Raw genomic sequence first — 22,811 nt, forward strand, 5'->3', positions numbered from 1 at the left:
AGTCTGATCGCAAGACTATCCCGCCCATTGGAGCTCCGCCATGCGCATGTTGATACTGACGGGAGGCCTGCTGACGCTGGCCGGTTGTGCCGGATTCGGAATGCCTTCGCCCGACCCCACGCAAGCCTGGATCGACCTGGATACACGGCAACAGGACACGGCGCTGCAAGCGCTGGAAGTCGACAAGAAGGCTGCCGTCGACAAACGTTACTTCGAAGTACAACCCGGCAGTCATGAACTGAAGGTGCGTTACCAGTTTCCGGTGGAGGCAACCAACATCGGCCCCGACGCGGAGCCCCTGTGGCGCGATTGCCAGTTGAACGTGACATTCAAGGACTTCAACGCCGGCCAGCGCTATCAGCTCCAGGCCGGCAATATCGGTTTCCGGCCGTGGGCCAAACTCTATGACCAGCAGCGCAACGTAGTCGGTCAGGGCAAACCGGCAGGCTGTCAGCGCACCTGATCGGCGTTATGCTGGATGTCCGAATTCACGGACATTCATCATGCGCAAGACGATGCTGTTACTGGTTGCCGGTTTACTCGCCGGTTGTCAGACGCCGATGCCTCCGGTCGATCCCAACATGGCCTGGGTCGAGTTCTCGACGCCGACCCCGGGCGGAAAATTGCTGATGGCCGAACGTCTCGACAAGCAGCGCCTGACTGACGGACGTTTTTTCCAGGTAACGCCCGGCAGCCATGAGTTGCTGGTGCGTTTCGATTTCGAGGCGCCTGGTGGAGGCGGCGGTCTGTTGAACGACCCCGTGGAGCGCCTGTGCTACCTGACCATCCGCTTCGACCATTTCGAAGCGGGTCAGCGTTATGTGCTGGAGGGTCGCTCCCTGATGTTTACTCCCAGTGCCCGGCTGTATAACGCCAAGCGGGAAATTGTTGCCGAGGATCGCGACACCTATTGCGCCATCTAACCTGAATCAGCGGTCGTTCTTCTGGTAGATGATGGCCTTCGTACCGTTGTCGCAAGTACCGACGATCATGGCGACGTCGTGCTTTTCGGCTTCCTCTTTGGAGACTATCTCCAGGGTGTAGGAAGGCACGGCATTCGCCTGAATCTTGATTTCGATCTCTTGCTTGAGTTCTTCGCAATCTTTTGGCGCCGCGAAGGCCGACGTCGCCAGCACGCCACAGATAACCGCCAAGGCAAAACGTTTCATGGTTGAAGCTCCTGGGAGCAGCGCGCACGAAGATGCGCGAAAGCTGCTGTCATTTATTCGACCACATTTTTGCCTGGCGGGTTCTGATTCGGCGCAAGTCAATCAACTGACCAGTGATGCATCCAGGCTGATCTTCGCGTTCAGCACCTTCGACACCGGACATCCTTCCTTGGCCTTGTTGCTCAGTTCCTCGAATTGCGCCTGGGTTGCACCTGGGATTTTCGCTTTGAGGATCAGCTTCACGGCGGTGATCGCGAAACCGCCCTCAACCTGATCGAGGGTGACTTCGGCCTGGGTGTCGATGCTTTCGGCCTTCAGGCCGGCGTCGCCGAGGATCATCGAGAACGCCATGGAGAAACAGCCGGCATGGGCGGCGCCGATCAGTTCTTCCGGGTTGGTGCCCTTGCCGCCTTCGAAGCGGGCCTTGAAGCCGTACGGCGCTTCCCGCAGGACGCCGGTTTCGGTGGAGATCGAGCCGATGCCGGTTTTCAGGTCACCTTCCCAATGTGCGGATGCCTTCTTCACGATAGCCATGTGTGCCTCCTCAAATCGGCGCGAAACGCCGCGCCATCAGGGTTTCTGCTTGCAAGGCTTCTGAGGATAGACGCCGGGACAAAGTTCAGCTCATCTGAATCGTTGACTTTTTTAGTAGGAAATTTCGGATCGGCTATTGAAACTCGGGTATATGCCCTTATTGCAGAGAGCACGCTTATGAATTGGGCAGGTTTGCGTTCGCCAAGAACAAACCTGCGCCCTCAATCGGAGATGCAGGTTTATGAAGCAACTGTCCGACGTAAAGTTTTCCACCCTCGATCTGGTGCCGGTGCGCGAGAACGGCAGCCCGGCCCAGTCGCTGCGCAACTCGCTGGATCTGGCGCAGCATGTCGAAAAATTCGGCTACACCCGGTTCTGGGTCGCCGAGCACCACAACATGGACGGCATCGCCAGTTCTGCGACGTCGGTGCTGCTGGGCTATCTGGCCGGCGGCACGTCGACCATCCGTGTCGGCTCCGGTGGCGTGATGCTGCCCAACCACGCGCCGCTGGTGATTGCCGAGCAGTTCGGCACCCTTGAAAGCCTGTACCCGGGGCGGATCGACCTCGGCCTGGGCCGCGCGCCCGGCTCCGACCAGATGACCGCCCGAGCCCTGCGCCGTGAACGCTCCGGCAGTGCCGACGACTTCCCGGATGACGTGGCCGAACTGGCGCGTTTCCTCGGCCCGCGTACGCCGGATCAGCGTGTGATCGCGATGCCGGGCACCGGCACCAACGTGCCGATCTGGCTGTTGGGTTCCAGCCTGTTCAGTGCGCAACTGGCCGGCGAGCGCGGTTTGCCCTACGCCTTTGCCTCACATTTCGCACCGCGCTTCATGCACGAGGCGATTCGCGTCTACCGCAACCACTTCAAGCCATCGGAGGTGCTCGACAAGCCGTACGTGATGCTCGGCGTGCCGCTGGTGGCCGCCGACACCGACGAGCAGGCCGATTACCTGGCGACCTCGGTGTACCAGCGAATTCTCGCGCTGATGCGTGGGCAAAGTCTGGTGCAGCGTCCGCCGGTGAAAACCATGGACGGCCTGTGGCTGCCCCACGAGCGTGAGGCGGTGGGCGATTTCCTCGGTCTGGCGATGGTCGGCAGCCCGCAGAAAATCCGCGCAAAACTTGAGGTGCTGATTGAACAGACTCAGGCGGATGAGCTGATCTTCACCTGCGACCTGTACGAACACGCCGATCGCCTGCATTCCTACGAATTGCTGGCGCAGGTGATGAAGGGCTGAAGTCCGATAGTTGTGCAAAAAAGATAGCCGGGCACAAAAAAGCCGACGCATTGCGTCGGCTTTTGCATTTCAGGCGCGATCAACCGCGCTTGTAGACGATTTCCTTGGTGCCGCCCTCGCATTTGCCGACGACCTTGCCGCCAGCGGCAGCACCTTTATCGACGATTTCCAGCGAATAACCGGAAACGTGTTTCGCATCCAGTTTTGCCGCGATCGCGGCTTTCACTTCTTCACAGGGCTTGCCGGCAGCAAACGCACCACCCGCAAGGCTCAACAAACCTACTGCCAACATGAACTTCTTCATCGGTCGCACTCCCTGGTCGGATTAAAAGAGGCGGGCATCGAGCGATCTACCCGATGCGCTCACCCTGTAGCGCTTTGCCATTCCTATGGCATTCGGCCAGCGCGCAAGTTCAGAAGCGTAGACCAAACTCAGCTGCTGGCAATCCGGAACCCGACTTTCAGGGTCACTTGAAAGTGGGCGGCCTTGTTGTCCTTGATGTGGCCACGGGTATCGACCACCTCAAACCATTCCAGATGCTTGATGCTCTTGCCGGCCTCGGCCAGCGCGTTGTTGATGGCGTCTTCGATGCTGCTGGGGGACGAACCGACCAGCTCGATTTTCTTGTAGGTGTGATGGTCACTCATGGCGATCTCCTTGACGTGTGGAATTGAGCCTAGCAGCGATTTGCAGTGTTGATTTCGTTCGCTTCGGGAAAGGCGAGTTCAGATTTTCTGCACTTTCCAGAACCCGCGAAGTCCCAAACAACACACGCCACTCATCACCAATGCAGGAGAGCCACCATGGCCAACACCTCGTTACGCAAAGCCTCATTGCAAAGCATGGAAGCGGAGATCGAGAGTCTGCTCAAGTCGCTGGAAAGCCTGAAAGACGACGCTTCGGACGAGTCGCGCAAGACCCTCAAGGCGCTCAAGGGCAACGCCGAAAGTGCGCTGAAACATTCGCGCAGCCTGCTCAGCGATGCCTACGAAGAAGTCAAAGTCAAAACCCGCGAAACCGGGATCGCCACCCGTGATTACGCGCAGGAACATCCGTGGACGACCGCCGGTGTGGCGGTCGGTGCACTGGGTCTGCTGGCCGCTTATCTGCTGTTCAAGCGCGGCGAGTGATCCGCCTGGCGCAGCTCGTTCTTGAGCCATTGCGCCAGTTGCCGGGCGCGTCCGTCTGCGGCGCGCTTGGGTAGCCACAGCGCCAGTTGCGCCGGGGTTTCGCAAAAGCCCCATGGCGCGACCAGGCGCCCGGCTTTCAAGTCTTCGGCCACCAAGGGTTCCGGCGCAATCGCCACGCCCAATCCGGCGCCGGCCGCTTCCAGCAAGTAATACAGATGCTCGAAACCTTGGCCCAGCTTCAATGCCTTGGCGTCGAGGCCGGTTTGCTGCGCCCAGCTCGGCCAGGCTTGCGGGCGTGAAGTCGTGTGCAGCAAGGGTTCGCCGAGCAGGGCAGTGGGCGGCGCCGATTTCAGGTGCTGGTAGCCGCTGAACAGCGGGCTCATGACCGGGCCGATGCGTTCGCTGGCCAGCTCGTAAACTTGCATGTCCGCCGGCCATGGCGGCTCGGCGAACAGCAGCAAGGCATCGAGTCCCGGGCGGCGCGGATCAAGGTCACCTTCTCCGGCCGACAGGTGCAGACGCAAGTCCGGCAGATCGGCATTGAGCCTTCCCAGTCGCGGAATGAACCAGCGCGCCAGCAGGCTGCCGGAGCAGCCGAGCACGAACGGCGCGTCGGCGGTGCTTTGGGTCAGCTCGGCACAAACACTGCGCAAGCGGTCGAACGCCTCGCCGCTGGCATCGCGCAGACGGATACCGGTATCTGTGAGTTTCAAGCCGCGACCGTCCTTGACGAACAGGCTGACGCCCAGGTGCTCTTCAAGCACCTTGAGCTGGCGGCTGACCGCGCCGTGGGTGACGTGTAGCTGCTCGGCGGCCTGGCTGACGCTGTTCAGCCTGGCGGTGGCTTCGAAGGCGCGCAGGGCGTTCAGCGGGGGAAGGTCATGGCTCATGATATCTGTGAGTCTTCCTGACAGGTTGTGGCGATCTTATCGGTTTTCAGCCTGCAAGGTCAGGGGTAGAGTGAACGCCATTGTCTTCTCGTGAAATCTGCTGGAGCGAACCATGACCCAGACTTCGAACACCTCCGATCTGCGTAACGGCCCTGACGCCAACGGCCTGTTTGGCTCGTTCGGCGGCCGTTACGTCGCCGAAACCCTGATGCCGTTGATCCTCGATCTGGCCCGCGAGTACGAAGCGGCCAAGGAAGATCCGGCGTTCAAAGAGGAATTGGCCTACTTCCAGCGCGACTACGTCGGACGTCCGAGCCCGCTGTATTTCGCCGAGCGCCTGACCGAGTTCTGCGGTGGCGCCAAGATCTACCTCAAGCGCGAAGAGCTGAACCACACCGGCGCGCACAAGATCAACAACTGCATCGGCCAGATCCTGCTGGCGCGGCGCATGGGTAAGAAACGCATCATCGCCGAGACCGGCGCCGGCATGCACGGCGTGGCGACGGCCACCGTGGCTGCGCGCTTCGGCCTGGATTGCGTGATCTACATGGGCACCACTGACATCGAACGTCAGCAGGCCAACGTGTTCCGCATGAAGCTGCTGGGCGCCGAGGTGATCCCGGTGGTCGCCGGCACCGGCACCCTGAAAGACGCGATGAACGAAGCACTGCGTGACTGGGTGACCAACGTCGACAGCACCTTCTACCTGATCGGCACCGTGGCCGGCCCGCATCCTTACCCAGCTATGGTTCGCGACTTCCAGGCGGTGATTGGCAAGGAAACCCGCGAGCAGCTGCAAGCTCAGGAAGGTCGTCTGCCGGACAGCCTGGTGGCGTGCATCGGCGGCGGTTCCAACGCCATGGGCCTGTTCCACCCGTTCCTCGACGACAAGAGCGTAGAAATCATCGGCGTCGAAGCCGCCGGTTACGGCATCGAAACCGGCAAGCACGCGGCCAGCCTCAACGGCGGCGTACCGGGTGTGTTGCACGGCAACCGTACCTTCCTGCTGCAGGACGACGATGGTCAGATCATCGACGCCCACTCGATTTCCGCCGGCCTCGACTACCCAGGCATCGGCCCGGAGCACGCGTGGTTGCATGACATCGGCCGCGTCCAGTACACCTCGGTGACCGACGACGAAGCTCTGGCCGCATTCCACCAGTGCTGCCGTCTGGAAGGGATCATCCCGGCACTGGAAAGCGCCCATGCCCTGGCCGAAGTATTCAAACGCGCACCGAAACTGCCGAAGGATCACCTGATGGTGGTCAACCTGTCCGGCCGCGGTGACAAAGACATGCAGACCGTCATGCACCACATGGAAACTTCCAAGCAGGAGAAACACTGATGAGCCGCCTGCAAACCCGCTTTGCCGAACTCAAGGAACAGAACCGCGCCGCACTGGTGACCTTCGTCACCGCCGGTGATCCGGATTACGACACTTCGCTGGCGATCCTCAAGGGCCTGCCGAAAGCCGGTGCCGACGTGATCGAGCTGGGTATGCCGTTCACCGACCCGATGGCCGACGGTCCGGCGATCCAGCTGGCGAACATCCGTGCCTTGGGTGCCAAACAGAACCTGATCAAAACCCTGCAGATGGTCCGCGAGTTCCGCAAGGACAACAGCGACACGCCGCTGGTGCTGATGGGTTACTTCAACCCGATCCACAAATTTGGTGTCGAGCGCTTCATCGCTGAAGCCAAAGAGGCCGGCGTTGATGGCCTGATCGTGGTCGACATGCCACCGGAGCACAACTCGGAGCTGTGCGACCCGGCCCAGGCTGCAGGCATCGACTTCATCCGTCTGACTACGCCGACCACGGATGATGCACGTCTGCCGAAAGTGTTGAACGGCAGCTCCGGGTTCGTTTACTACGTGTCGGTCGCCGGTGTGACTGGTGCCGGTGCGGCGACTCTGGAACACGTCGAGGAAGCCGTGGCGCGCCTGCGTCGTCATACCGACCTGCCGATCAGCATCGGTTTCGGTATCCGTACGCCGGAGCAGGCCGCGTCCATCGCGCGTCTGGCCGATGGCGTGGTGGTGGGGTCGGCGCTGATCGATCACATCGCCAATGCGACCACGCCGGACCAGGCCATCGACGGCGTACTGAGCCTGTGTTCGGCACTGTCCGAAGGCGTGCGTAAGGCCCGCGTCAGCTGAAGGTAAAGTTCCTGATACAGAGGAATTAGCACCTCGCGGCACAGACTAATCAAGCAAGACCGAGGGATTCAGAACCACGTTCTGAGTCCCTTTTTGCTGTTAGTGCAGTGAGGAAAACCCATGAAAATGCCGAAACGTCTGATTGCCAGTCTGGGCGTGCTGATGATCAGCGCGACGCCGCTGCTGGCCAGCGCTGACCCACGCGACGATCACGACCACGGCGGCCCGCAACAGGGTCAGTACGACAATCGCGGTGGCGATCACCATGATTGGCAAAGCAGCCATCGGGGTGGCCCGCCACCGCGCGACTTCGGGCCGGTGCGTCAGGTGATTCGTGACAATCACGGCTACTTCGTTCGCGGTGCACCTCCGCCGCCGGGTATTCGCCTGGAACGCGGCCGGCCGTTGCCGCACGGCTATTACGGCGAGCGGCTGGAGGCCCGGGCGTTGGGACGTTTGCCGGTGTATCCGGGCTATGAATGGCGTCGGGCCGGTGGCGATATCGTGTTGATCGCGATCGGTACCGGGATCGTCTACGAAGTGCTGGATGGTGTTCTGTACTGATTTGCAGGCAATAAAAAAGACCGCAGCCTTTCACAGGCTGCGGTCTTTTGTTTTTCAGAGGCATTGTTTTTCAGGGCAGCTCCAGGCCACCCGAGGCTTTGTGCAGTTTGCGCAAATGCTCGCCGATCTGCTTCACGTTGGCCTCGTTGGCTGCAATCTCCGCTGCCCGCTTCGGTTCCAGCAGCGCTCGCACTTCCTTGTCCAGATCACCGCTCAGCACCAGTAGCTGTTTCTGGCGCTGACTGCTTTCGGCTTCCAGTCGGCTGAACTCGCTGGGTTGTGGCAGGCCATAACCACGAGAGTCGAGCAGTTCTGCCGGGCGACTGAGGAAGCCGCTGTTGGCGAGGATCTGCTGCAACGTTGCGTTGGCCTTGTCCATGCCGCCGTTTTCCAATTCCCGTGCGCCGAGGTAGCGTTGCTTGACCTCATCCTGGGCCAGCAGCAACTGGCGACGGAAGCTTGCCTGCTCCAACAGCAGCAATGCGGCGCTGGTACGCAGGTCCGCGCGTTCGAACCATGGCCGCCGCTCTTCGGCAGACAGCGACAGCCATTCCTCGACGCTGGCCTGCTTGATCGGCAATTGCTTCTTCAGCACCTCGAACATTGCCTGATAGCGATCGCGGAACGAGTCGAAGCGGTAACCCAGGCGCAACGCCTCTTTGGGATTGTCGAGCACGCTGGTATCCGCCAGGCCTCGGCCCTTGAGCACTTCCAACAGGCCATTGGGCATGATGCTGTCGAGGCCGGTGAGCTGTGCATTGTTGCTTCCACTGCGCAGCAGTTTCAGGCTCTCCACCGCGCAGTTGTTGGACAGGAAGAAGTAGTTGCCGTCGTAGCTCCAGTGCATTTCGGCGGCGTGTTCGACGACGTCTTCGATCTCGCTGCGGGACAGGTTCAGCGGCACCGAGGCGAGGCTGCGCAGTTCGGTCTTGGTGTATTCGTCGATCACCTGCGCCAACGGCAGGACGAACAGACGCGAAGGGTATTTTCCGACCAGTCCGTCCCAGCTCGACAGCTGCACATCGCCGACGAATGCGCGGTAGGACAGCACCAGATGCTGGTCCAGGTCCAGTCTGCAATCCGGTCCGCGTGGCCGGCCCGGGGCGCAGATCACCAGGCGCAACATGCTGTGCCCCCAGCGGCTGACCCAGTTCTGGTTCGCTTCGGCCAGCAGGTAGTCGATGGCGTAGACCCGCTCCGGATCGACCTGGCCCAGCGGCTGTTTGGCAAAGTCGTTGCCGGCATTGAGGAAGGCGAAGGATTTGGCGCAGGAGTCCTTTTCCGGCGGCGCCCAGCCGAAGTGTTCCTTGTAATAGCGGTACAGCGCCGGGCGGCGGCAGGCGTAGCTCGGGTCGAGGAGGAAGTACTCCATGTTGACCGCGACGAACTCCTTCGGACTGGATATCTCGTACAGGTCCGGGCTGCGGGCGATCTGCCGGTTGTGCTGTTCACGTTCGCCACGGCGGCCGACGTATTGCTGCCAGCCGGCGAGATCGAGCAGGCGCGGGTCATCGCTGAGGGTAAAGCGCCGGTCATTCTGGCCCCGACACTCATCCGGCAGGCCGATCAGCCCGGCGCTGTTGTTGCGGCGCGTGCAGCGCTGGATCAGCGTGCGTTCGGTGGCCGGCCACAGGCGTGCGCGGTCGTAGATATGGGTGATTTCGTGCAGCACCGTGGCCAGCAGTTCCTGCCGCACCGTGCCGTGGGGGCGATTGGTTTTTTGCGTGGCCGCGCTGCCGTCAGTGAGCCCGGCGAGCAGTCTGCGGTTCAGGTCCAGCTCGGAGACGAGCGTCGCCTGGCCATAGGCATTGGCGGGCATGTCGTCGGTCCAGCCGACATCGATGCGTCGATCCAGGCGTTCGATGAAGCTGGGCGGCAGTTTCTGCATCGCTTCATCGAGCAACGCCTGGCTGGCCTGTTGTTGGGCGGGGCTCAGACCGTCGGTCTTGAGCCGCAGTTGCAGGCTGGCGTGGGCGTTGCTGCCGATCAGCAGCAGCGCCCCGGCCAGCAGCCAGGCGCTGAGAGACTTCACAATGCGAGGATGGCTTCGGCGAGTACCTGATCACTGGCGTCGCGGGCTTCCGGCACGCGGGTGCGCAGGGTGTTGAGGGCGGCTTCCAGGTGCGCGCCACGGATATCACCGTTGCTGGCGACGAAGCTGGCAGCGTCATCGTGGGCTTCGCGGATGATTTTCGAATCGCGGATCGAAGTGGTGGTATCGGAAGTGAAATCGATGGTGCGCTGGGAGGCACGAACGATGATGTTACTGGTGGCTACCAGGGTGTGCGCCTGGGCCATATCGGCCAACAACAACAGGCCAAGGGCGGCAGCAATCAGCGGGCTACGCATGGAACGACTCCGGAGGGGGCAAGAATAACTATTGGACGAGAATTGCCTGTGCCAGTTCAAGGTCGCTTACATGAAGTTTTGGCCGGGATTTGCGCAGGTAATGCAACGCGGATTCCAGCTGAGCGCCTCGCAACTGGCCGTCACTGGCAACGAATGCCGCCGCATCGTCGTGGGCGGCGAGCAGCAGTTTACGGTCGAAAGGCGCGGAAGACACCATGCTGGTGGCGTAACCGCTGACAACGGTGTTTTGCGTCGAGACGTCAAAGGCATCGACCGAGGTCGTCCAGCAAGCAGTGACCAGAACAGAAGAGATAAGCAGATTTGAAAGAAAACGCATGAGTCTCAGGTGCTGTTAGCGAGTCCCAAGGCTAGCGTAATGCCCGGGCCAGAGCCAGCGGCGAAACATCGGGACATGACTGGCATGTCCCTTCCGGCAATGCCGGCTCAGATCGCCAGAATGGCTTGTGCCAGTTGTGCGTCGGTCGCATTCAGTTGCGGGGCCTGATGGCGGATGAGGTCCAGGGCACTCTCCAGCTTCACGCCGCGGATCTGGCCTTCGCTGGCAACGAAGCTGGCAGCGTCGTCACGGGCAGCGATCACGACTTTGTTGTCACGCAGCGAAGAACTGACGTCGGAAGTCGCGTCCGAAGAGGACTTCAGCGCGCCAACAACGGCGTCGGTGGTCACGATGAAGCTGGTAGCGCTGACATTGGCAGCCACGGCCAGCAGGGCGGCAGCGCTGAGCAGGCGAAGACGGGACATGGTGTAACTCCTCTGGAAATATCGTATTGAGAGGTGGCTTGGTGTCTGGGAAGTCAGACGCCAGTCGCACGGCATTCGCCACGTTCTGCCCGGATATTAGGCCTGTGTGGGAGGTTTCGCACAGAGGGCAAAATGCTAGCGCCAGAAGGGTTTCTCCAGTTCGTTCTGTCGATCGGCGTGGCTGAGGCCAAGATCGGCGAGATCCCGACCATCGAGTTGAGCCAGCAGGCGCCGCGTCCTGGCGCGCTCCAGGCCTTGCCAGAAACCTCTGAATAGCCGTCGTAGACGACCGAAGCGAGGAGAGCGTTCGACCGCGACTGCTGAAACATCCTGTAAGTGATTCATGACGTCTTCCTTTTGCCGATGGAGGCGGAAGGTCATGTTGAGCCGAATGCAATGAGCACGGCAGATACACCACAGTGAAATTGTACTGGTTCAGTTGTTTGTTAATTAAAACTGTACCTGTCATTGATACAGGCCCCTGTACCGGATGTTTTCCGGGCCCAAAACGACAAGACCCGTCGCGGTTTCCCGCGACGGGTCTTGTGTGTTCAATTCGGGTTGCTGGCGGTGGGTCTAGCGACCAGAGCCAGCGACGCTACTTAGCGCCAGAACGGCTTGCTCAGCTCTTCGTAGCGTTGTGCTTCGCTAATCCCGGCGTCAGCCAGCAGGCGCGAATCCAGACGAGCCAGTTGGTGGCGGCTGGAGATGCGGCGCTGCCACAGCATCAGGTTGGCGATAACGCGCAGAGGCAGGGAAGCCTGGGTTTTTGCAGCTTTGTCTTCGAAGAACAGTTCGGAACTGAGTGTACGTTCCATGGTTGACATCCTTCCGCTTGTGGCGGGATCAGGTAGTGGTTTAACTGGTGCCCATGATCCTCTCGTTTGGCCAGACTCTCTAGATACAGTTCACTTGTATTGTGAGTGACCAGTTAACTGTTTATAGGGGGTGTACGGGTCAAAATTGCGCAAACTGTACCTGTCTGCGCCTATTTGGTGCACTTTTGCTCAATTCGGTGATTCGAGTAGGCAAAAGCCTTAGGAAAAGACCGGTACAGCAGTACAGTTTTTGACGGTAATGGAGGTTTTCAGAATCCCGCTGGCGAAACTGTGTTTGCGCCAGCGGAAAATCTGTGCGGATTACGCCTTCAGCATGCGTCCGGTTTCTTCCAGATTGATGTGCCAGCTCAGGGCATCGCGCAAGATGTGCGGGGTGTGGCCGCCGATGGCGCAGGCTGCTGTGAAGTAGTCGTTCAGTGCCTGGCGGTAATCCGGGTGCACACAGTTGTCGATGATGACCCGGGCGCGTTCCCGTGGCGCCAGGCCACGCAGGTCGGCCAGACCGACCTCGGTTACCAGGATGTCGACGTCGTGTTCGGTATGGTCGACGTGGCTGACCATCGGCACCACGCTGGAAATCGCGCCGCCCTTGGCGATCGACTTGGTCACGAACACCGCCAGGTGTGCGTTGCGCGCGAAGTCACCCGAACCGCCAATGCCGTTCATCATCCGCGTGCCGCAGACGTGGGTGGAGTTGACGTTGCCATAGATGTCGAACTCGAGCGCCGTGTTGATACCGATGATGCCCAGGCGCCGAACCACTTCCGGATGGTTCGAGATCTCTTGCGGGCGCAGCACCAGTTTGTCCTTGTACTTCTCAAGGTTGCCGAACACGTCGCTGTTGCGCCGCTCCGACAGGGTGATCGAGCTGCCCGAGGCAAAGCTCAGCTTGCCCGCATCGATCAGGTCGAAGGTCGAGTCCTGCAGCACTTCGGAGTACATGGTCAGGTCTTCGAACGGCGAGTCGATCAACCCGCACATCACCGCGTTGGCAATGTTGCCGATCCCGGCCTGCAACGGGCCGAGCTTGTTGGTCATGCGTCCGGCATCGACTTCCTGCTTGAAGAAGGTGATCAGGTGATCGGCGATGGCCTTGGTGTCGACATCCGGCGCCGACACGGTGGACGGCGAGTCCGACTGCTGGGTGATGACGATCGCGACAATCTTCTCCGGAGGGATCGGGATCGCGGTGCTGCCGATACGGTCGTCGACTTTTACCAGCGGGATGGGCGTGCGGGTCGGGCGATAGGTCGGGATATAGATGTCGTGCAGACCTTCGAGGTTGGCGTTGTGCGCCAGGTTGATCTCGACGATCACGTGTTTGGCGAAGATCGCGAAGCTCGCCGAGTTGCCCACCGAGGTGGTCGGCACGATGTGGCCCTGTTCGGTGATGGCCACGGCTTCGATCACGGCGATGTCCGGCAGCTTCAGTTGCTGGTTGCGCAGTTGCTCGACGGTTTCCGACAGGTGCTGGTCGATGAACATCACTTCGCCGGCGTTGATCGCCTTGCGCAAGGTGCTGTCGACCTGGAACGGCATGCGCCGCGACAGGACGCCGGCCTCGGTCAGTTGCTTGTCGAGGTCGTTGCCCAGGCTGGCACCGGTCATCAGGCTGATCTTCAGCGGCGTGACCTTGGCTCGCTCGGCCAGTGCATGGGGAACGGCCTTGGCTTCGCCGGCGCGGGTGAAGCCGCTCATGCCGACGGTCATGCCGTCCTCGATCAGCGCAGCAGCGTCGGCGGCGCTCATCACTTTATCCAACAACGAAGGCAGGCGAATACGGTCACGGTACATGGATTATTTTCTCGGGCAGCGAGTAGCAGGATGCGCAGTCTAGTGAATTTCGCGGGCGCCTGTCCCGCTACCAAGGTCGCAAACGAGGCGTCTATTCAGCGGGTTTCAAGTAAAACACTGTTACCGGATCTGCAACAACGCGGCAAATTGTCCGACGTTTTTCGCAAACAAAAACGCCCCGACAAGTCGGGGCGTCCGGTGAAACAGCGAGCGAGTTACTCGACCGCTTTGACCATGTCTTCGATGACTTTCTTCGCGTCGCCGAAGACCATCATGGTCTTGTCCAGGTAGAACAGTTCGTTGTCCAGACCGGCATAGCCGCTGGCCATCGAGCGTTTGTTGACGATGATGGTCTTGGCCTTGAACGCTTCGAGGATCGGCATGCCGGCAATCGGCGATTTCGGATCGTTCTTGGCAGCGGGGTTGACCACGTCGTTGGCGCCGAGCACCAGCACCACGTCGGCCTGGCCGAACTCGGAGTTGATGTCTTCCATCTCGAACACCTGGTCGTACGGCACTTCGGCCTCGGCCAGCAGTACGTTCATGTGTCCGGGCATCCGACCGGCCACCGGGTGAATCGCGTACTTCACGGTCACGCCATGGTGGGTCAGCTTCTCGGTCAGCTCCTTCAGCGCATGCTGCGCACGGGCCACCGCCAGGCCGTAACCCGGAACGATGATCACGGTGTCGGCGTTGGTCAGCAGGAAGGTCGCGTCATCAGCCGAACCGGATTTCACCGGGCGAGCTTCTTTTTCACCGGCAGGGCCGGCGTCTGCTGTATTGCCAAAACCGCCTAGCAGCACATTAAAGAAGGAACGGTTCATCGCCTTGCACATGATGTACGAGAGGATCGCACCGCTCGAACCCACCAGGGAGCCGGCAATGATCAGCATCGAGTTGTTCAGCGAGAAACCGATACCCGCCGCCGCCCAGCCGGAATAGCTGTTGAGCATCGACACCACGACCGGCATGTCGGCACCGCCGATCGGGATGATGATCAGCACGCCCATGATGAAGGCCAAGGCCAGCATCAATGCGAATGCGGCGAGGTTGCCGGTCAGCATGAAGGTGATGCCGAGGATCAGCGTCGCCAGACCCAGTACCGCGTTCAGCTTGTGCTGACCGCTGAACTGTACCGGTGCGCCCTGGAACAGACGGAACTTGTACTTGCCCGACAGCTTGCCGAACGCGATCACCGAACCGGAGAAGGTGATGGCACCAATGGCTGCGCCGAGGAACAGCTCCAGACGGTTGCCCGCCGGGATCGAGTCGCCCAGTTGCTTGACGATGCCCAGCGACTGCGGCTCAACCACCGCAGCAATGGCGATGAACACCGCTGCCAGACCGATCATGCTGTGCATGAACGCAACCAGTTCTGGCATCTTGGTCATTTCAACGCGCTTGGCCATGATCGAACCGGCGGTGCCGCCGATCAGCAGGCCGACGATCACATAGCCAATGCCAGCAGTCGCCAGCTCAGCGCCCAGCTTATAGATAAGGCCGACGGTAGTAAGGATCGCCAACGCCATGCCGAGCATGCCGAACAGGTTGCCGCGGCGCGACGTGGTCGGGTGCGACAGGCCTTTGAGGGCCTGGATGAAGCAGATCGACGCGATCAGGTAGAGCGTCGTGACGAGATTCATGCTCATTACTTCGGCGCCTCTTCTTTTACTTTCGGGGCTTTCTTCTTGAACATCTCAAGCATGCGGCGGGTGACCAGGAAGCCACCGAACACGTTGACCGCGGCCAGTGCCACGGCGAGGGTGCCCATGGTCTTGCCCAGCGGAGTGACGGTCAGGGCGGCGGCGAGCATGGCGCCGACGATCACGATCGCCGAAATGGCGTTGGTCACCGCCATCAGCGGCGTGTGCAGCGCGGGTGTAACGTTCCAGACCACGTGGTAACCGACATAAATCGCCAGCACGAAGATGATCAGGTTGTAGATACCGGGGGAGATAAGCTCTTCCATCGTCTGAATCCCTGCTTAGGCGTTTTTGCGGATGACTTGGCCGTCGCGGCACATCAGGCACGCGGCGACGATGTCGTCTTCGAGGTTCACTTCGAACTGGCCTTCTTTGGTGAAGACCAGCTTCAGGAAGTCCAGCAGGTTGCGTGCATACAGCGCCGAAGCGTCTGCGGCGACTTCACCGGCGAGGTTGGTCGGGCCGACGATGGTCACCCCGTTCTCGATCACGACCTGATCGGCCACGGTCAGCGGGCAGTTGCCACCCTGGGCTGCAGCGAGGTCGATGACCACCGAACCGGGTTTCATCTGCGCCACGGTGTCCGCGCTCAGCAGTGTCGGAGCCTTGCGACCCGGGATCAGAGCGGTGGTGATGACGATGTCCGCCTGCTTGGCGCGTTCGTGCACGGCCTGGGCCTGACGCTGCATCCAGCTCGCCGGCATCGGGCGGGCGTAACCGCCGACGCCGACCGCGCATTCGCGTTCTTCATCGGTCTCGTAAGGCACGTCGACGAATTTGGCGCCGAGGGATTCGATCTGTTCCTTCACGGCCGGACGTACGTCGGACGCTTCGATGACGGCACCCAGACGTTTCGCCGTGGCAATCGCCTGCAAACCGGCCACGCCCGCGCCAAGAATCAGCACGCGCGCCGCTTTCACGGTACCCGCAGCGGTCATCAGCATCGGCATGAAGCGCGGATAGTAGTGGGCGGCCAGCAGAACCGATTTATAGCCGGCAATGTTTGCCTGGGACGACAGCACGTCGAGGCTCTGGGCCCGGGAGGTACGTGGTGCTGCTTCCAGGGCGAACGCGGTGATCCCGCACTCGGCCATTTTGGCGATGGTTTCATTGCTGAACGGATTGAGCATGCCCACCAGCACCGTGCCGCGCTTGATCAGCGCCAGTTCGGTGTCGCTGGGGGCGACCACTTTGAGAATCAGCTCTGCACCAAACGCATCGCTGGCACTGCCAATGGTCGCGCCTGCCGCTTCATAGGCACTGTCGACAACGCTGGCCTTGATGCCGGCGCCGCTTTGTACAGTGACCTTATGACCCTGGCCGATCAGCTTTTTGATGGTTTCCGGGGTTGCAGCAACCCGTGTTTCACCCGTCTGGGTTTCGAGAGGAACACCAATGTGCACGTCAAATCTCCTGCGTGATCTTATTGAGTAAACCCATGCACTACGGATGGTGCGACTGGGGCGGCCGATCAGCACGATCCCGCCAAATCAGGGCGGGGCGCGGCATTTTGCAGGCGAAGTTTATGCCCTTCAAGGGATTATGACGGGTGACGGAAAATTAACTACAAGTCATCCCGTGACCGAATGTCGCAGATGGCTGGCTGAATCCCTTGCAGGCCGTGCCTTGCAAGGAGTGTGGATGAATTTGAAGAATTTTCTCATCGGTGACGTGAATAGGTCGTAATGAGTCGCGAATGAAGGCTCAAAGCCACGTCGCCAGCCGCTTGTGGGACGTCTGTACGACTTTCGGATACAGTCTGTCGATTTGCGACAAATAGTTATATCTGTAGGGCTTTGAATATCCTGACTACGGGGTTAGTAATCGCTGAAGGCCTTTATCCTTCTAGGTTGTAGCTATGTGCCTGATTCACCAGCCAATCGCGAAATGCCTTGAGTGACGCGGATTCGACCTTTCGCTCCGGAATCATCAGGTAATACGCCTTGATGCTGGAGAGTGCGTTCGGGTTGGCAATCACCAAGCGTTTCTCGGCCAGTTCACGTTGAATCAGGAACGGTGGGATCAGCGCGATACCCATGTCGTGCATGGCCGCTTGGGCCAGCATGGAGAATAGCTCGTAGCGTGGGCCTGTCATGTCGCGGGGAATGTTCAGGTGCTGCGAGTTGAACCACTGCCGCCAGGCGTAGGGGCGGGTGGTTTGCTGGAGCAGAGGCAGATCGGCGATCTCTTCAGGTGTAAGACTGTTCTTGTTACCGAGCAAGACAGGGCTGCACACCGGCATCGGATTTTCACCCATTAATCGGTGGGATTCAGTACCCGACCAATCGGCATCGCCGAAATAGATGGCGGCATCGAAATCGGTGTCGGCAAACAGGAACGGGCGGGTGCGGTTGGTCAGGTTGACCGTTACTTCGGGGTGCTTGAGCTGGAAGTCCTTCAGTCTTGGCAGCAGCCATTGCGTGCCGAAGGTGGGCACCACAGCGAGCTCGATCACATTGGTACCTTGCTGACCCATCACCGAGAGGGTGTCGCGCTCCACGGCGTCGAGTTGAGTGGCAACCCGGCGGCTGTAGGAAAGACCTGCTTCCGTCAGCTTCACCCCGCGACGGGAGCGTCGGAACAGTTCGACGCTGAGGAAGTCCTCGAGGCTGGCGATCTGTCGGCAAATGGCGCCCTGGGTGAGAGAAAGTTCTTCGGCGGCCTTGGTAAAGCTCTCGTGACGGGCGGCGGCTTCAAAGCTGATCAGGGCGGTGGTGCTGGGTATCTTGCGGCGCATGTACGTCAACCTCACTAATACATCGCTCAATCGGCATTTCGCGACGTTTCGGAGTGAGAAATTAGCACAACAGGATGCGAAATCCTCGTTTGCCGGGATGACGAAGCGGGCCTAGGATCAATGCCACGTTAATTCACCCGATTTGCGAGGACTCACTCATGGGCGGTAAAGCTAGCTTCAACTGGATCGATCCCCTGCTGCTGGATCAACAGCTGACTGAAGAAGAACGCATGATCCGCGACACTGCCGAGCAATTCGCCCAGCAGAGCCTCGCGCCGCGCGTGCTCGAAGCCTTCCGCCATGAGAAGACTGACCCGGCGATCTTCCGTGAGATGGGTGAGGTCGGCCTGTTGGGCGCGACCATCCCCGAGCAGTACGGTGGCAGCGGTCTCAACTATGTCAGCTACGGCCTGATTGCTCGTGAAGTCGAGCGCGTCGACTCCGGCTACCGTTCGATGATGAGCGTGCAGTCTTCGCTGGTCATGGTGCCGATCAACGAGTTCGGTACCGAAGCACAGAAGCAGAAGTACCTGCCGAAACTGGCTTCCGGCGAATGGATCGGCTGCTTCGGTCTGACCGAGCCGAACCACGGTTCCGATCCGGGCGCGATGATTACTCGTGCACGCAAAGTGGATGGTGGCTACAGCCTGACCGGCGCCAAGATGTGGATCACCAACAGCCCGATCGCTGATGTGTTCGTGGTCTGGGCCAAGGACGACGCTGGGGACATCCGCGGCTTCGTGCTGGAGAAGGGCTGGAAAGGCCTGAGCGCTCCGGCGATTCACGGCAAGGTCGGCCTGCGAGCCTCGATCACCGGCGAAATCGTCATGGATAACGTGTTCGTGCCGGAAGAGAACATCTTCCCGGACGTGCGTGGCCTGAAAGGTCCGTTCACCTGCCTCAACTCTGCACGTTATGGCATCTCCTGGGGCGCGCTGGGTGCGGCGGAGTTCTGCTGGCACACCGCTCGCCAGTACACCCTGGACCGTCAACAGTTCGGCCGCCCGTTGGCTGCGACTCAGTTGATCCAGAAGAAGCTCGCGGACATGCAAACCGAGATCACTCTGGCGCTGCAAGGCTGCCTGCGTCTGGGTCGCATGAAAGATGAAGGCACCGCTGCGGTTGAAATCACTTCGATCATGAAGCGCAACTCTTGCGGCAAGTCCCTGGATATCGCTCGTATGGCGCGTGACATGTTGGGCGGTAACGGGATCTCCGATGAGTTCGGGGTGGCCCGTCACTTGGTCAACCTGGAAGTGGTGAATACCTATGAAGGTACTCACGACGTTCATGCGCTGATCCTCGGTCGTGCACAGACCGGCCTGCAGGCGTTCTATTAATAGGAGAGCGACCATGGGCGCGCTGTCGCATCTGCGGGTACTGGATTTGTCGCGAGTGCTGGCCGGCCCATGGGCCGGGCAGATTCTTGCCGACCTTGGGGCGGAAGTGATCAAGGTCGAGCGCCCGGGCAATGGTGATGACACTCGTGCCTGGGGGCCGCCCTTTCTGAAAGACGCTTACGGCGAGAATACGTCGGAGGCGGCGTATTACCTGTCGGCCAACCGCAACAAACAATCGGTGACGATCGACTTCACGCGTCCCGAAGGTCAGAAACTTGTACGGGAGCTGGCAGCCAAGTCGGACATCCTGATCGAGAACTTCAAGGTCGGTGGGTTGGCGGCTTATGGTCTGGATTACGAGTCGCTGAAGGCGATCAATCCGGATCTGATCTATTGCTCGATCACTGGTTTTGGCCAGACCGGGCCGTATGCCAAGCGCGCGGGTTATGACTTCATGATTCAGGGGCTCGGCGGGCTGATGAGCCTCACCGGGCGACCTGAAGGTGATGAAGGTGCCGGGCCGGTGAAAGTGGGCGTGGCGCTCACGGATATCCTCACGGGGCTGTATTCGACCGTGGCGATCCTGGCGGCACTGGCTCACCGTGATCACGATGGCGGCGGCCAACACATCGATATGGCGTTGCTGGATGTGCAGGTGGCATGTCTGGCTAACCAGGCGATGAATTACCTGACGACGGGCAATGCACCGAAGCGGTTGGGGAATGCACATCCGAATATCGTGCCGTACCAGGATTTTCCTACGGCCGATGGCGACTTCATTCTTACCGTGGGCAATGACGGGCAGTTCCGCAAATTTGCCGAAGTGGCAGGGCAGCCGCAGTGGGCGGATGACCCGCGTTTCGCGACTAATAAGCTGCGGGTGGCGAACCGGGCGGTGCTGATTCCGCTGATCCGCCAGGCGACGGTCTTCAAGACGACCGCCGAGTGGGTGGCTCAACTGGAGCAGGCGGGTGTGCCGTGCGGGCCGATCAATGATCTGTCGCAGGTGTTTGAGGACCCGCAGGTGAAATCCCGTGGGCTGGCGATTGAGCTGCCACATGCTCTGGCGGGGATGGTGCCGCAGGTGGCCAGTCCGATTCGGTTGTCTCGGACTCCTGTTGAGTACCGTCGTGCGCCTCCTTTGCTGGGCGAACATACGCTGGAGGTTTTGCAGCGAGTGCTGGGCCTGGGGGCTGGGGCGGTGGCTGCGATGAAAGAGGATGGGGTGCTTTGATGGCTTCCTCTATATAGAAGGGGTGGTATCTCTTTCTTCTATATAGAGGGAATCGGGTGCTTTTTTGACCTGTCGGCAAGTTATTGAAAGAAAAGCGAAATTAAGGGTTGACGGCAGATTCTGGAGGCCTATAATTCGCCCCACTTCCGGCGCAGTCGAAACGGAAAACTCCTTGGAACTCAATGAGTTACGCAGTTTTCGACAGCGGCTTGCTTCAGATCATCGAAGCCTGGAAGGAGTTGAAAGAGTGGTGATGTTTGGCTCTTTTGACGTTTCGATCTTCTCGATCGAAAGCGGAGAAAAAGAGGTGTTGACAGCAGCGTGTAACGCTGTAGAATTCGCCTCCCGCTAACGAGAGATCGGAAGCGCAAGTGGTTGAAGTTGTTGAAGAATTCTTCAAAAACTTCTGAAAATAATCACTTGACAGCAAATGAGGCTGCTGTAGAATGCGCGCCTCGGTTGAGACGAAAGATCTTAACCAACCGCTCTTTAACAACTGAATCAAGCAATTCGTGTGGGTGCTTGTGGAGTCAGACTGATAGTCAGAAAGATTATCAGCATCACAAGTTACTCCGCGAGAAATCAAAGATGTAACCAACGATTGCTGAGCCAAGTTTAGGGTTTTCTCAAAACCCAAAGATGTTTGAACTGAAGAGTTTGATCATGGCTCAGATTGAACGCTGGCGGCAGGCCTAACACATGCAAGTCGAGCGGATGAAAGGAGCTTGCTCCCGGATTCAGCGGCGGACGGGTGAGTAATGCCTAGGAATCTGCCTGGTAGTGGGGGACAACGTTTCGAAAGGAACGCTAATACCGCATACGTCCTACGGGAGAAAGCAGGGGACCTTCGGGCCTTGCGCTATCAGATGAGCCTAGGTCGGATTAGCTAGTTGGTGAGGTAATGGCTCACCAAGGCGACGATCCGTAACTGGTCTGAGAGGATGATCAGTCACACTGGAACTGAGACACGGTCCAGACTCCTACGGGAGGCAGCAGTGGGGAATATTGGACAATGGGCGAAAGCCTGATCCAGCCATGCCGCGTGTGTGAAGAAGGTCTTCGGATTGTAAAGCACTTTAAGTTGGGAGGAAGGGTTGTAGATTAATACTCTGCAATTTTGACGTTACCGACAGAATAAGCACCGGCTAACTCTGTGCCAGCAGCCGCGGTAATACAGAGGGTGCAAGCGTTAATCGGAATTACTGGGCGTAAAGCGCGCGTAGGTGGTTCGTTAAGTTGGATGTGAAATCCCCGGGCTCAACCTGGGAACTGCATCCAAAACTGGCGAGCTAGAGTATGGTAGAGGGTGGTGGAATTTCCTGTGTAGCGGTGAAATGCGTAGATATAGGAAGGAACACCAGTGGCGAAGGCGACCACCTGGACTGATACTGACACTGAGGTGCGAAAGCGTGGGGAGCAAACAGGATTAGATACCCTGGTAGTCCACGCCGTAAACGATGTCAACTAGCCGTTGGGAGCCTTGAGCTCTTAGTGGCGCAGCTAACGCATTAAGTTGACCGCCTGGGGAGTACGGCCGCAAGGTTAAAACTCAAATGAATTGACGGGGGCCCGCACAAGCGGTGGAGCATGTGGTTTAATTCGAAGCAACGCGAAGAACCTTACCAGGCCTTGACATCCAATGAACTTTCCAGAGATGGATTGGTGCCTTCGGGAACATTGAGACAGGTGCTGCATGGCTGTCGTCAGCTCGTGTCGTGAGATGTTGGGTTAAGTCCCGTAACGAGCGCAACCCTTGTCCTTAGTTACCAGCACGTAATGGTGGGCACTCTAAGGAGACTGCCGGTGACAAACCGGAGGAAGGTGGGGATGACGTCAAGTCATCATGGCCCTTACGGCCTGGGCTACACACGTGCTACAATGGTCGGTACAAAGGGTTGCCAAGCCGCGAGGTGGAGCTAATCCCATAAAACCGATCGTAGTCCGGATCGCAGTCTGCAACTCGACTGCGTGAAGTCGGAATCGCTAGTAATCGCGAATCAGAATGTCGCGGTGAATACGTTCCCGGGCCTTGTACACACCGCCCGTCACACCATGGGAGTGGGTTGCACCAGAAGTAGCTAGTCTAACCTTCGGGAGGACGGTTACCACGGTGTGATTCATGACTGGGGTGAAGTCGTAACAAGGTAGCCGTAGGGGAACCTGCGGCTGGATCACCTCCTTAATCGACGACATCAGCTGCTCCATAAGTTCCCACACGAATTGCTTGATTCATTGAAGAAGACGAAAGAAGCAGCCCGAAATTGGGTCTGTAGCTCAGTTGGTTAGAGCGCACCCCTGATAAGGGTGAGGTCGGCAGTTCGAATCTGCCCAGACCCACCAATTTTGTGTGGGAAACGCCTGTAGA

General features: G+C 59.4%; 26 protein-coding genes, 1 tRNA gene and 1 rRNA gene. 12 read left to right on the forward strand and 16 right to left on the reverse strand.

All coding sequences use genetic code 11. The features are described 5' to 3' along the window. The first annotated feature begins 40 nt into the window (after positions 1–40). Positions 41–463, forward strand: coding sequence for a PA0061/PA0062 family lipoprotein (locus IF199_RS00455; protein ID WP_096822451.1), 423 nt, complete (start codon positions 41–43; stop codon positions 461–463). Positions 464–503: 40 nt separating this feature from the next. Further along, complete coding sequence (locus tag IF199_RS00460) at positions 504–923, forward strand: PA0061/PA0062 family lipoprotein (RefSeq protein ID WP_192559416.1); 420 nt, start codon at positions 504–506, stop codon at positions 921–923. A 6-nt stretch (positions 924–929) separates the two neighbouring features. Here IF199_RS00460 and IF199_RS00465 read toward each other — a convergent pair whose 3' ends face one another. Together IF199_RS00465 and IF199_RS00470 are read right to left on the reverse strand one after the other, a co-directional pair. Beyond that, positions 930–1,169: a DUF1161 domain-containing protein gene (locus tag IF199_RS00465; protein WP_074689739.1), complete on the reverse strand. Its 240-nt coding sequence runs from the start codon at positions 1,167–1,169 to the stop codon at positions 930–932. Positions 1,170–1,271: 102 nt separating this feature from the next. Further along, positions 1,272–1,703 carry an OsmC family protein gene (locus tag IF199_RS00470; RefSeq protein WP_096822453.1) on the reverse strand — a complete coding sequence of 144 codons (432 nt, stop codon included), beginning with the start codon at positions 1,701–1,703 and terminating at the stop codon, positions 1,272–1,274. Between the two features lie 241 nt (positions 1,704–1,944). Here IF199_RS00470 and IF199_RS00475 point away from each other — a divergent pair, with 241 nt between their 5' ends. After that, complete coding sequence (locus IF199_RS00475; protein ID WP_192559417.1) at positions 1,945–2,946, forward strand: LLM class flavin-dependent oxidoreductase; 1,002 nt, start codon at positions 1,945–1,947, stop codon at positions 2,944–2,946. Positions 2,947–3,025: 79 nt separating this feature from the next. Here the strand turns inward: IF199_RS00475 and IF199_RS00480 are convergent, their stop codons facing one another. After that, a complete protein-coding gene (locus IF199_RS00480; RefSeq protein ID WP_096822454.1) occupies positions 3,026–3,250 on the reverse strand; it encodes a DUF1161 domain-containing protein in 225 nt (74 codons plus the stop codon). A 128-nt stretch (positions 3,251–3,378) separates the two neighbouring features. Further along, entirely contained in the window at positions 3,379–3,594 is a 216-nt protein-coding gene (locus tag IF199_RS00485) for a dodecin (protein WP_096822455.1), read from the reverse strand. Between the two features lie 156 nt (positions 3,595–3,750). Here IF199_RS00485 and IF199_RS00490 point away from each other — a divergent pair, with 156 nt between their 5' ends. Next, the gene (locus IF199_RS00490; RefSeq protein WP_007953918.1) at positions 3,751–4,077 is read left to right on the forward strand and encodes an ElaB/YgaM/YqjD family protein; all 327 of its coding nucleotides are present in this window, start codon (positions 3,751–3,753) and stop codon (positions 4,075–4,077) included. On the opposite strand, the gene IF199_RS00495 is transcribed toward IF199_RS00490, so the two are convergent. Next, positions 4,050–4,967: a LysR family transcriptional regulator gene (locus tag IF199_RS00495; protein ID WP_192559418.1), complete on the reverse strand. Its 918-nt coding sequence runs from the start codon at positions 4,965–4,967 to the stop codon at positions 4,050–4,052. The two genes, IF199_RS00490 and IF199_RS00495, sit on opposite strands and share 28 nt — an antisense overlap. A 112-nt stretch (positions 4,968–5,079) precedes the next feature. Here IF199_RS00495 and trpB point away from each other — a divergent pair, with 112 nt between their 5' ends. From trpB to IF199_RS00510, 3 genes are all read left to right on the forward strand, one after another. Then, on the forward strand, positions 5,080–6,312 hold the full coding sequence (trpB, locus tag IF199_RS00500) for a tryptophan synthase subunit beta (RefSeq protein WP_085713009.1): 1,233 nt from the start codon (positions 5,080–5,082) through the stop codon (positions 6,310–6,312). Continuing rightward, on the forward strand, positions 6,312–7,124 hold the full coding sequence (gene trpA / locus IF199_RS00505; RefSeq protein WP_007953915.1) for a tryptophan synthase subunit alpha: 813 nt from the start codon (positions 6,312–6,314) through the stop codon (positions 7,122–7,124). Before trpB ends, trpA begins: the two co-directional genes overlap by 1 nt. Positions 7,125–7,244: 120 nt before the next feature. Continuing rightward, entirely contained in the window at positions 7,245–7,688 is a 444-nt protein-coding gene (locus IF199_RS00510; protein WP_192559419.1) for an anti-virulence regulator CigR family protein, read from the forward strand. A 70-nt stretch (positions 7,689–7,758) separates the two neighbouring features. Here the strand turns inward: IF199_RS00510 and IF199_RS00515 are convergent, their stop codons facing one another. From IF199_RS00515 to IF199_RS00565, 11 genes are all read right to left on the reverse strand, one after another. Further along, the gene (locus IF199_RS00515) at positions 7,759–9,720 is read right to left on the reverse strand and encodes a DUF7844 domain-containing protein (RefSeq protein WP_192559420.1); all 1,962 of its coding nucleotides are present in this window, start codon (positions 9,718–9,720) and stop codon (positions 7,759–7,761) included. Further along, entirely contained in the window at positions 9,717–10,037 is a 321-nt protein-coding gene (locus IF199_RS00520; protein WP_065260625.1) for a DUF2388 domain-containing protein, read from the reverse strand. Before IF199_RS00520 ends, IF199_RS00515 begins: the two co-directional genes overlap by 4 nt. 28 nt (positions 10,038–10,065) lie before the next feature. Continuing rightward, positions 10,066–10,374, reverse strand: a complete 309-nt coding sequence (locus tag IF199_RS00525) for a DUF2388 domain-containing protein (RefSeq protein ID WP_192559421.1) — start codon at positions 10,372–10,374, stop codon at positions 10,066–10,068. A 107-nt stretch (positions 10,375–10,481) separates the two neighbouring features. Beyond that, on the reverse strand, positions 10,482–10,799 hold the full coding sequence (locus IF199_RS00530; RefSeq protein WP_192559422.1) for a DUF2388 domain-containing protein: 318 nt from the start codon (positions 10,797–10,799) through the stop codon (positions 10,482–10,484). A gap of 135 nt (positions 10,800–10,934) precedes the next feature. Beyond that, positions 10,935–11,180, reverse strand: a complete 246-nt coding sequence (locus tag IF199_RS00535; protein ID WP_425220345.1) for a DUF1127 domain-containing protein — start codon at positions 11,178–11,180, stop codon at positions 10,935–10,937. Between the two features lie 221 nt (positions 11,181–11,401). Beyond that, entirely contained in the window at positions 11,402–11,617 is a 216-nt protein-coding gene (locus IF199_RS00540; RefSeq protein WP_003220409.1) for a DUF1127 domain-containing protein, read from the reverse strand. Between the two features lie 321 nt (positions 11,618–11,938). Further along, on the reverse strand, positions 11,939–13,432 hold the full coding sequence (locus IF199_RS00545) for an acetyl-CoA hydrolase/transferase family protein (RefSeq protein ID WP_096822461.1): 1,494 nt from the start codon (positions 13,430–13,432) through the stop codon (positions 11,939–11,941). A gap of 215 nt (positions 13,433–13,647) precedes the next feature. After that, positions 13,648–15,081, reverse strand: coding sequence for an NAD(P)(+) transhydrogenase (Re/Si-specific) subunit beta (locus IF199_RS00550; protein ID WP_192559424.1), 1,434 nt, complete (start codon positions 15,079–15,081; stop codon positions 13,648–13,650). Then, a complete protein-coding gene (locus IF199_RS00555) occupies positions 15,081–15,401 on the reverse strand; it encodes an NAD(P) transhydrogenase subunit alpha part 2 (protein ID WP_003187417.1) in 321 nt (106 codons plus the stop codon). The genes IF199_RS00550 and IF199_RS00555 overlap by 1 nt, the downstream gene beginning before the upstream one ends. A 15-nt stretch (positions 15,402–15,416) precedes the next feature. Then, positions 15,417–16,538, reverse strand: a complete 1,122-nt coding sequence (locus tag IF199_RS00560; RefSeq protein ID WP_192559425.1) for a Re/Si-specific NAD(P)(+) transhydrogenase subunit alpha — start codon at positions 16,536–16,538, stop codon at positions 15,417–15,419. A 434-nt stretch (positions 16,539–16,972) separates the two neighbouring features. Then, entirely contained in the window at positions 16,973–17,872 is a 900-nt protein-coding gene (locus tag IF199_RS00565; protein ID WP_192559426.1) for a LysR family transcriptional regulator, read from the reverse strand. 158 nt (positions 17,873–18,030) lie between these two features. Here IF199_RS00565 and IF199_RS00570 point away from each other — a divergent pair, with 158 nt between their 5' ends. The 5 genes from IF199_RS00570 (at position 18,031) to IF199_RS00590 (ending at position 22,786) form a co-directional block, all read left to right on the forward strand. Continuing rightward, positions 18,031–19,212, forward strand: coding sequence for an acyl-CoA dehydrogenase (locus tag IF199_RS00570; RefSeq protein WP_007953903.1), 1,182 nt, complete (start codon positions 18,031–18,033; stop codon positions 19,210–19,212). Between the two features lie 13 nt (positions 19,213–19,225). Beyond that, positions 19,226–20,446: a CaiB/BaiF CoA transferase family protein gene (locus IF199_RS00575; protein ID WP_192559427.1), complete on the forward strand. Its 1,221-nt coding sequence runs from the start codon at positions 19,226–19,228 to the stop codon at positions 20,444–20,446. A gap of 172 nt (positions 20,447–20,618) precedes the next feature. Beyond that, on the forward strand, positions 20,619–20,798 hold the full coding sequence (locus IF199_RS00580; RefSeq protein ID WP_192558591.1) for a hypothetical protein: 180 nt from the start codon (positions 20,619–20,621) through the stop codon (positions 20,796–20,798). A 293-nt stretch (positions 20,799–21,091) separates the two neighbouring features. Continuing rightward, positions 21,092–22,628 (forward strand): 16S ribosomal RNA (locus IF199_RS00585). Between the two features lie 81 nt (positions 22,629–22,709). Beyond that, a tRNA-Ile gene (locus IF199_RS00590) sits at positions 22,710–22,786 on the forward strand. Positions 22,787–22,811 lie beyond the last annotated feature (25 nt).

The organism is Pseudomonas allokribbensis (assembly GCF_014863605.1).
In the GTDB taxonomy this organism is placed as follows: Bacteria; Pseudomonadota; Gammaproteobacteria; order Pseudomonadales; family Pseudomonadaceae; genus Aquipseudomonas; species Aquipseudomonas allokribbensis.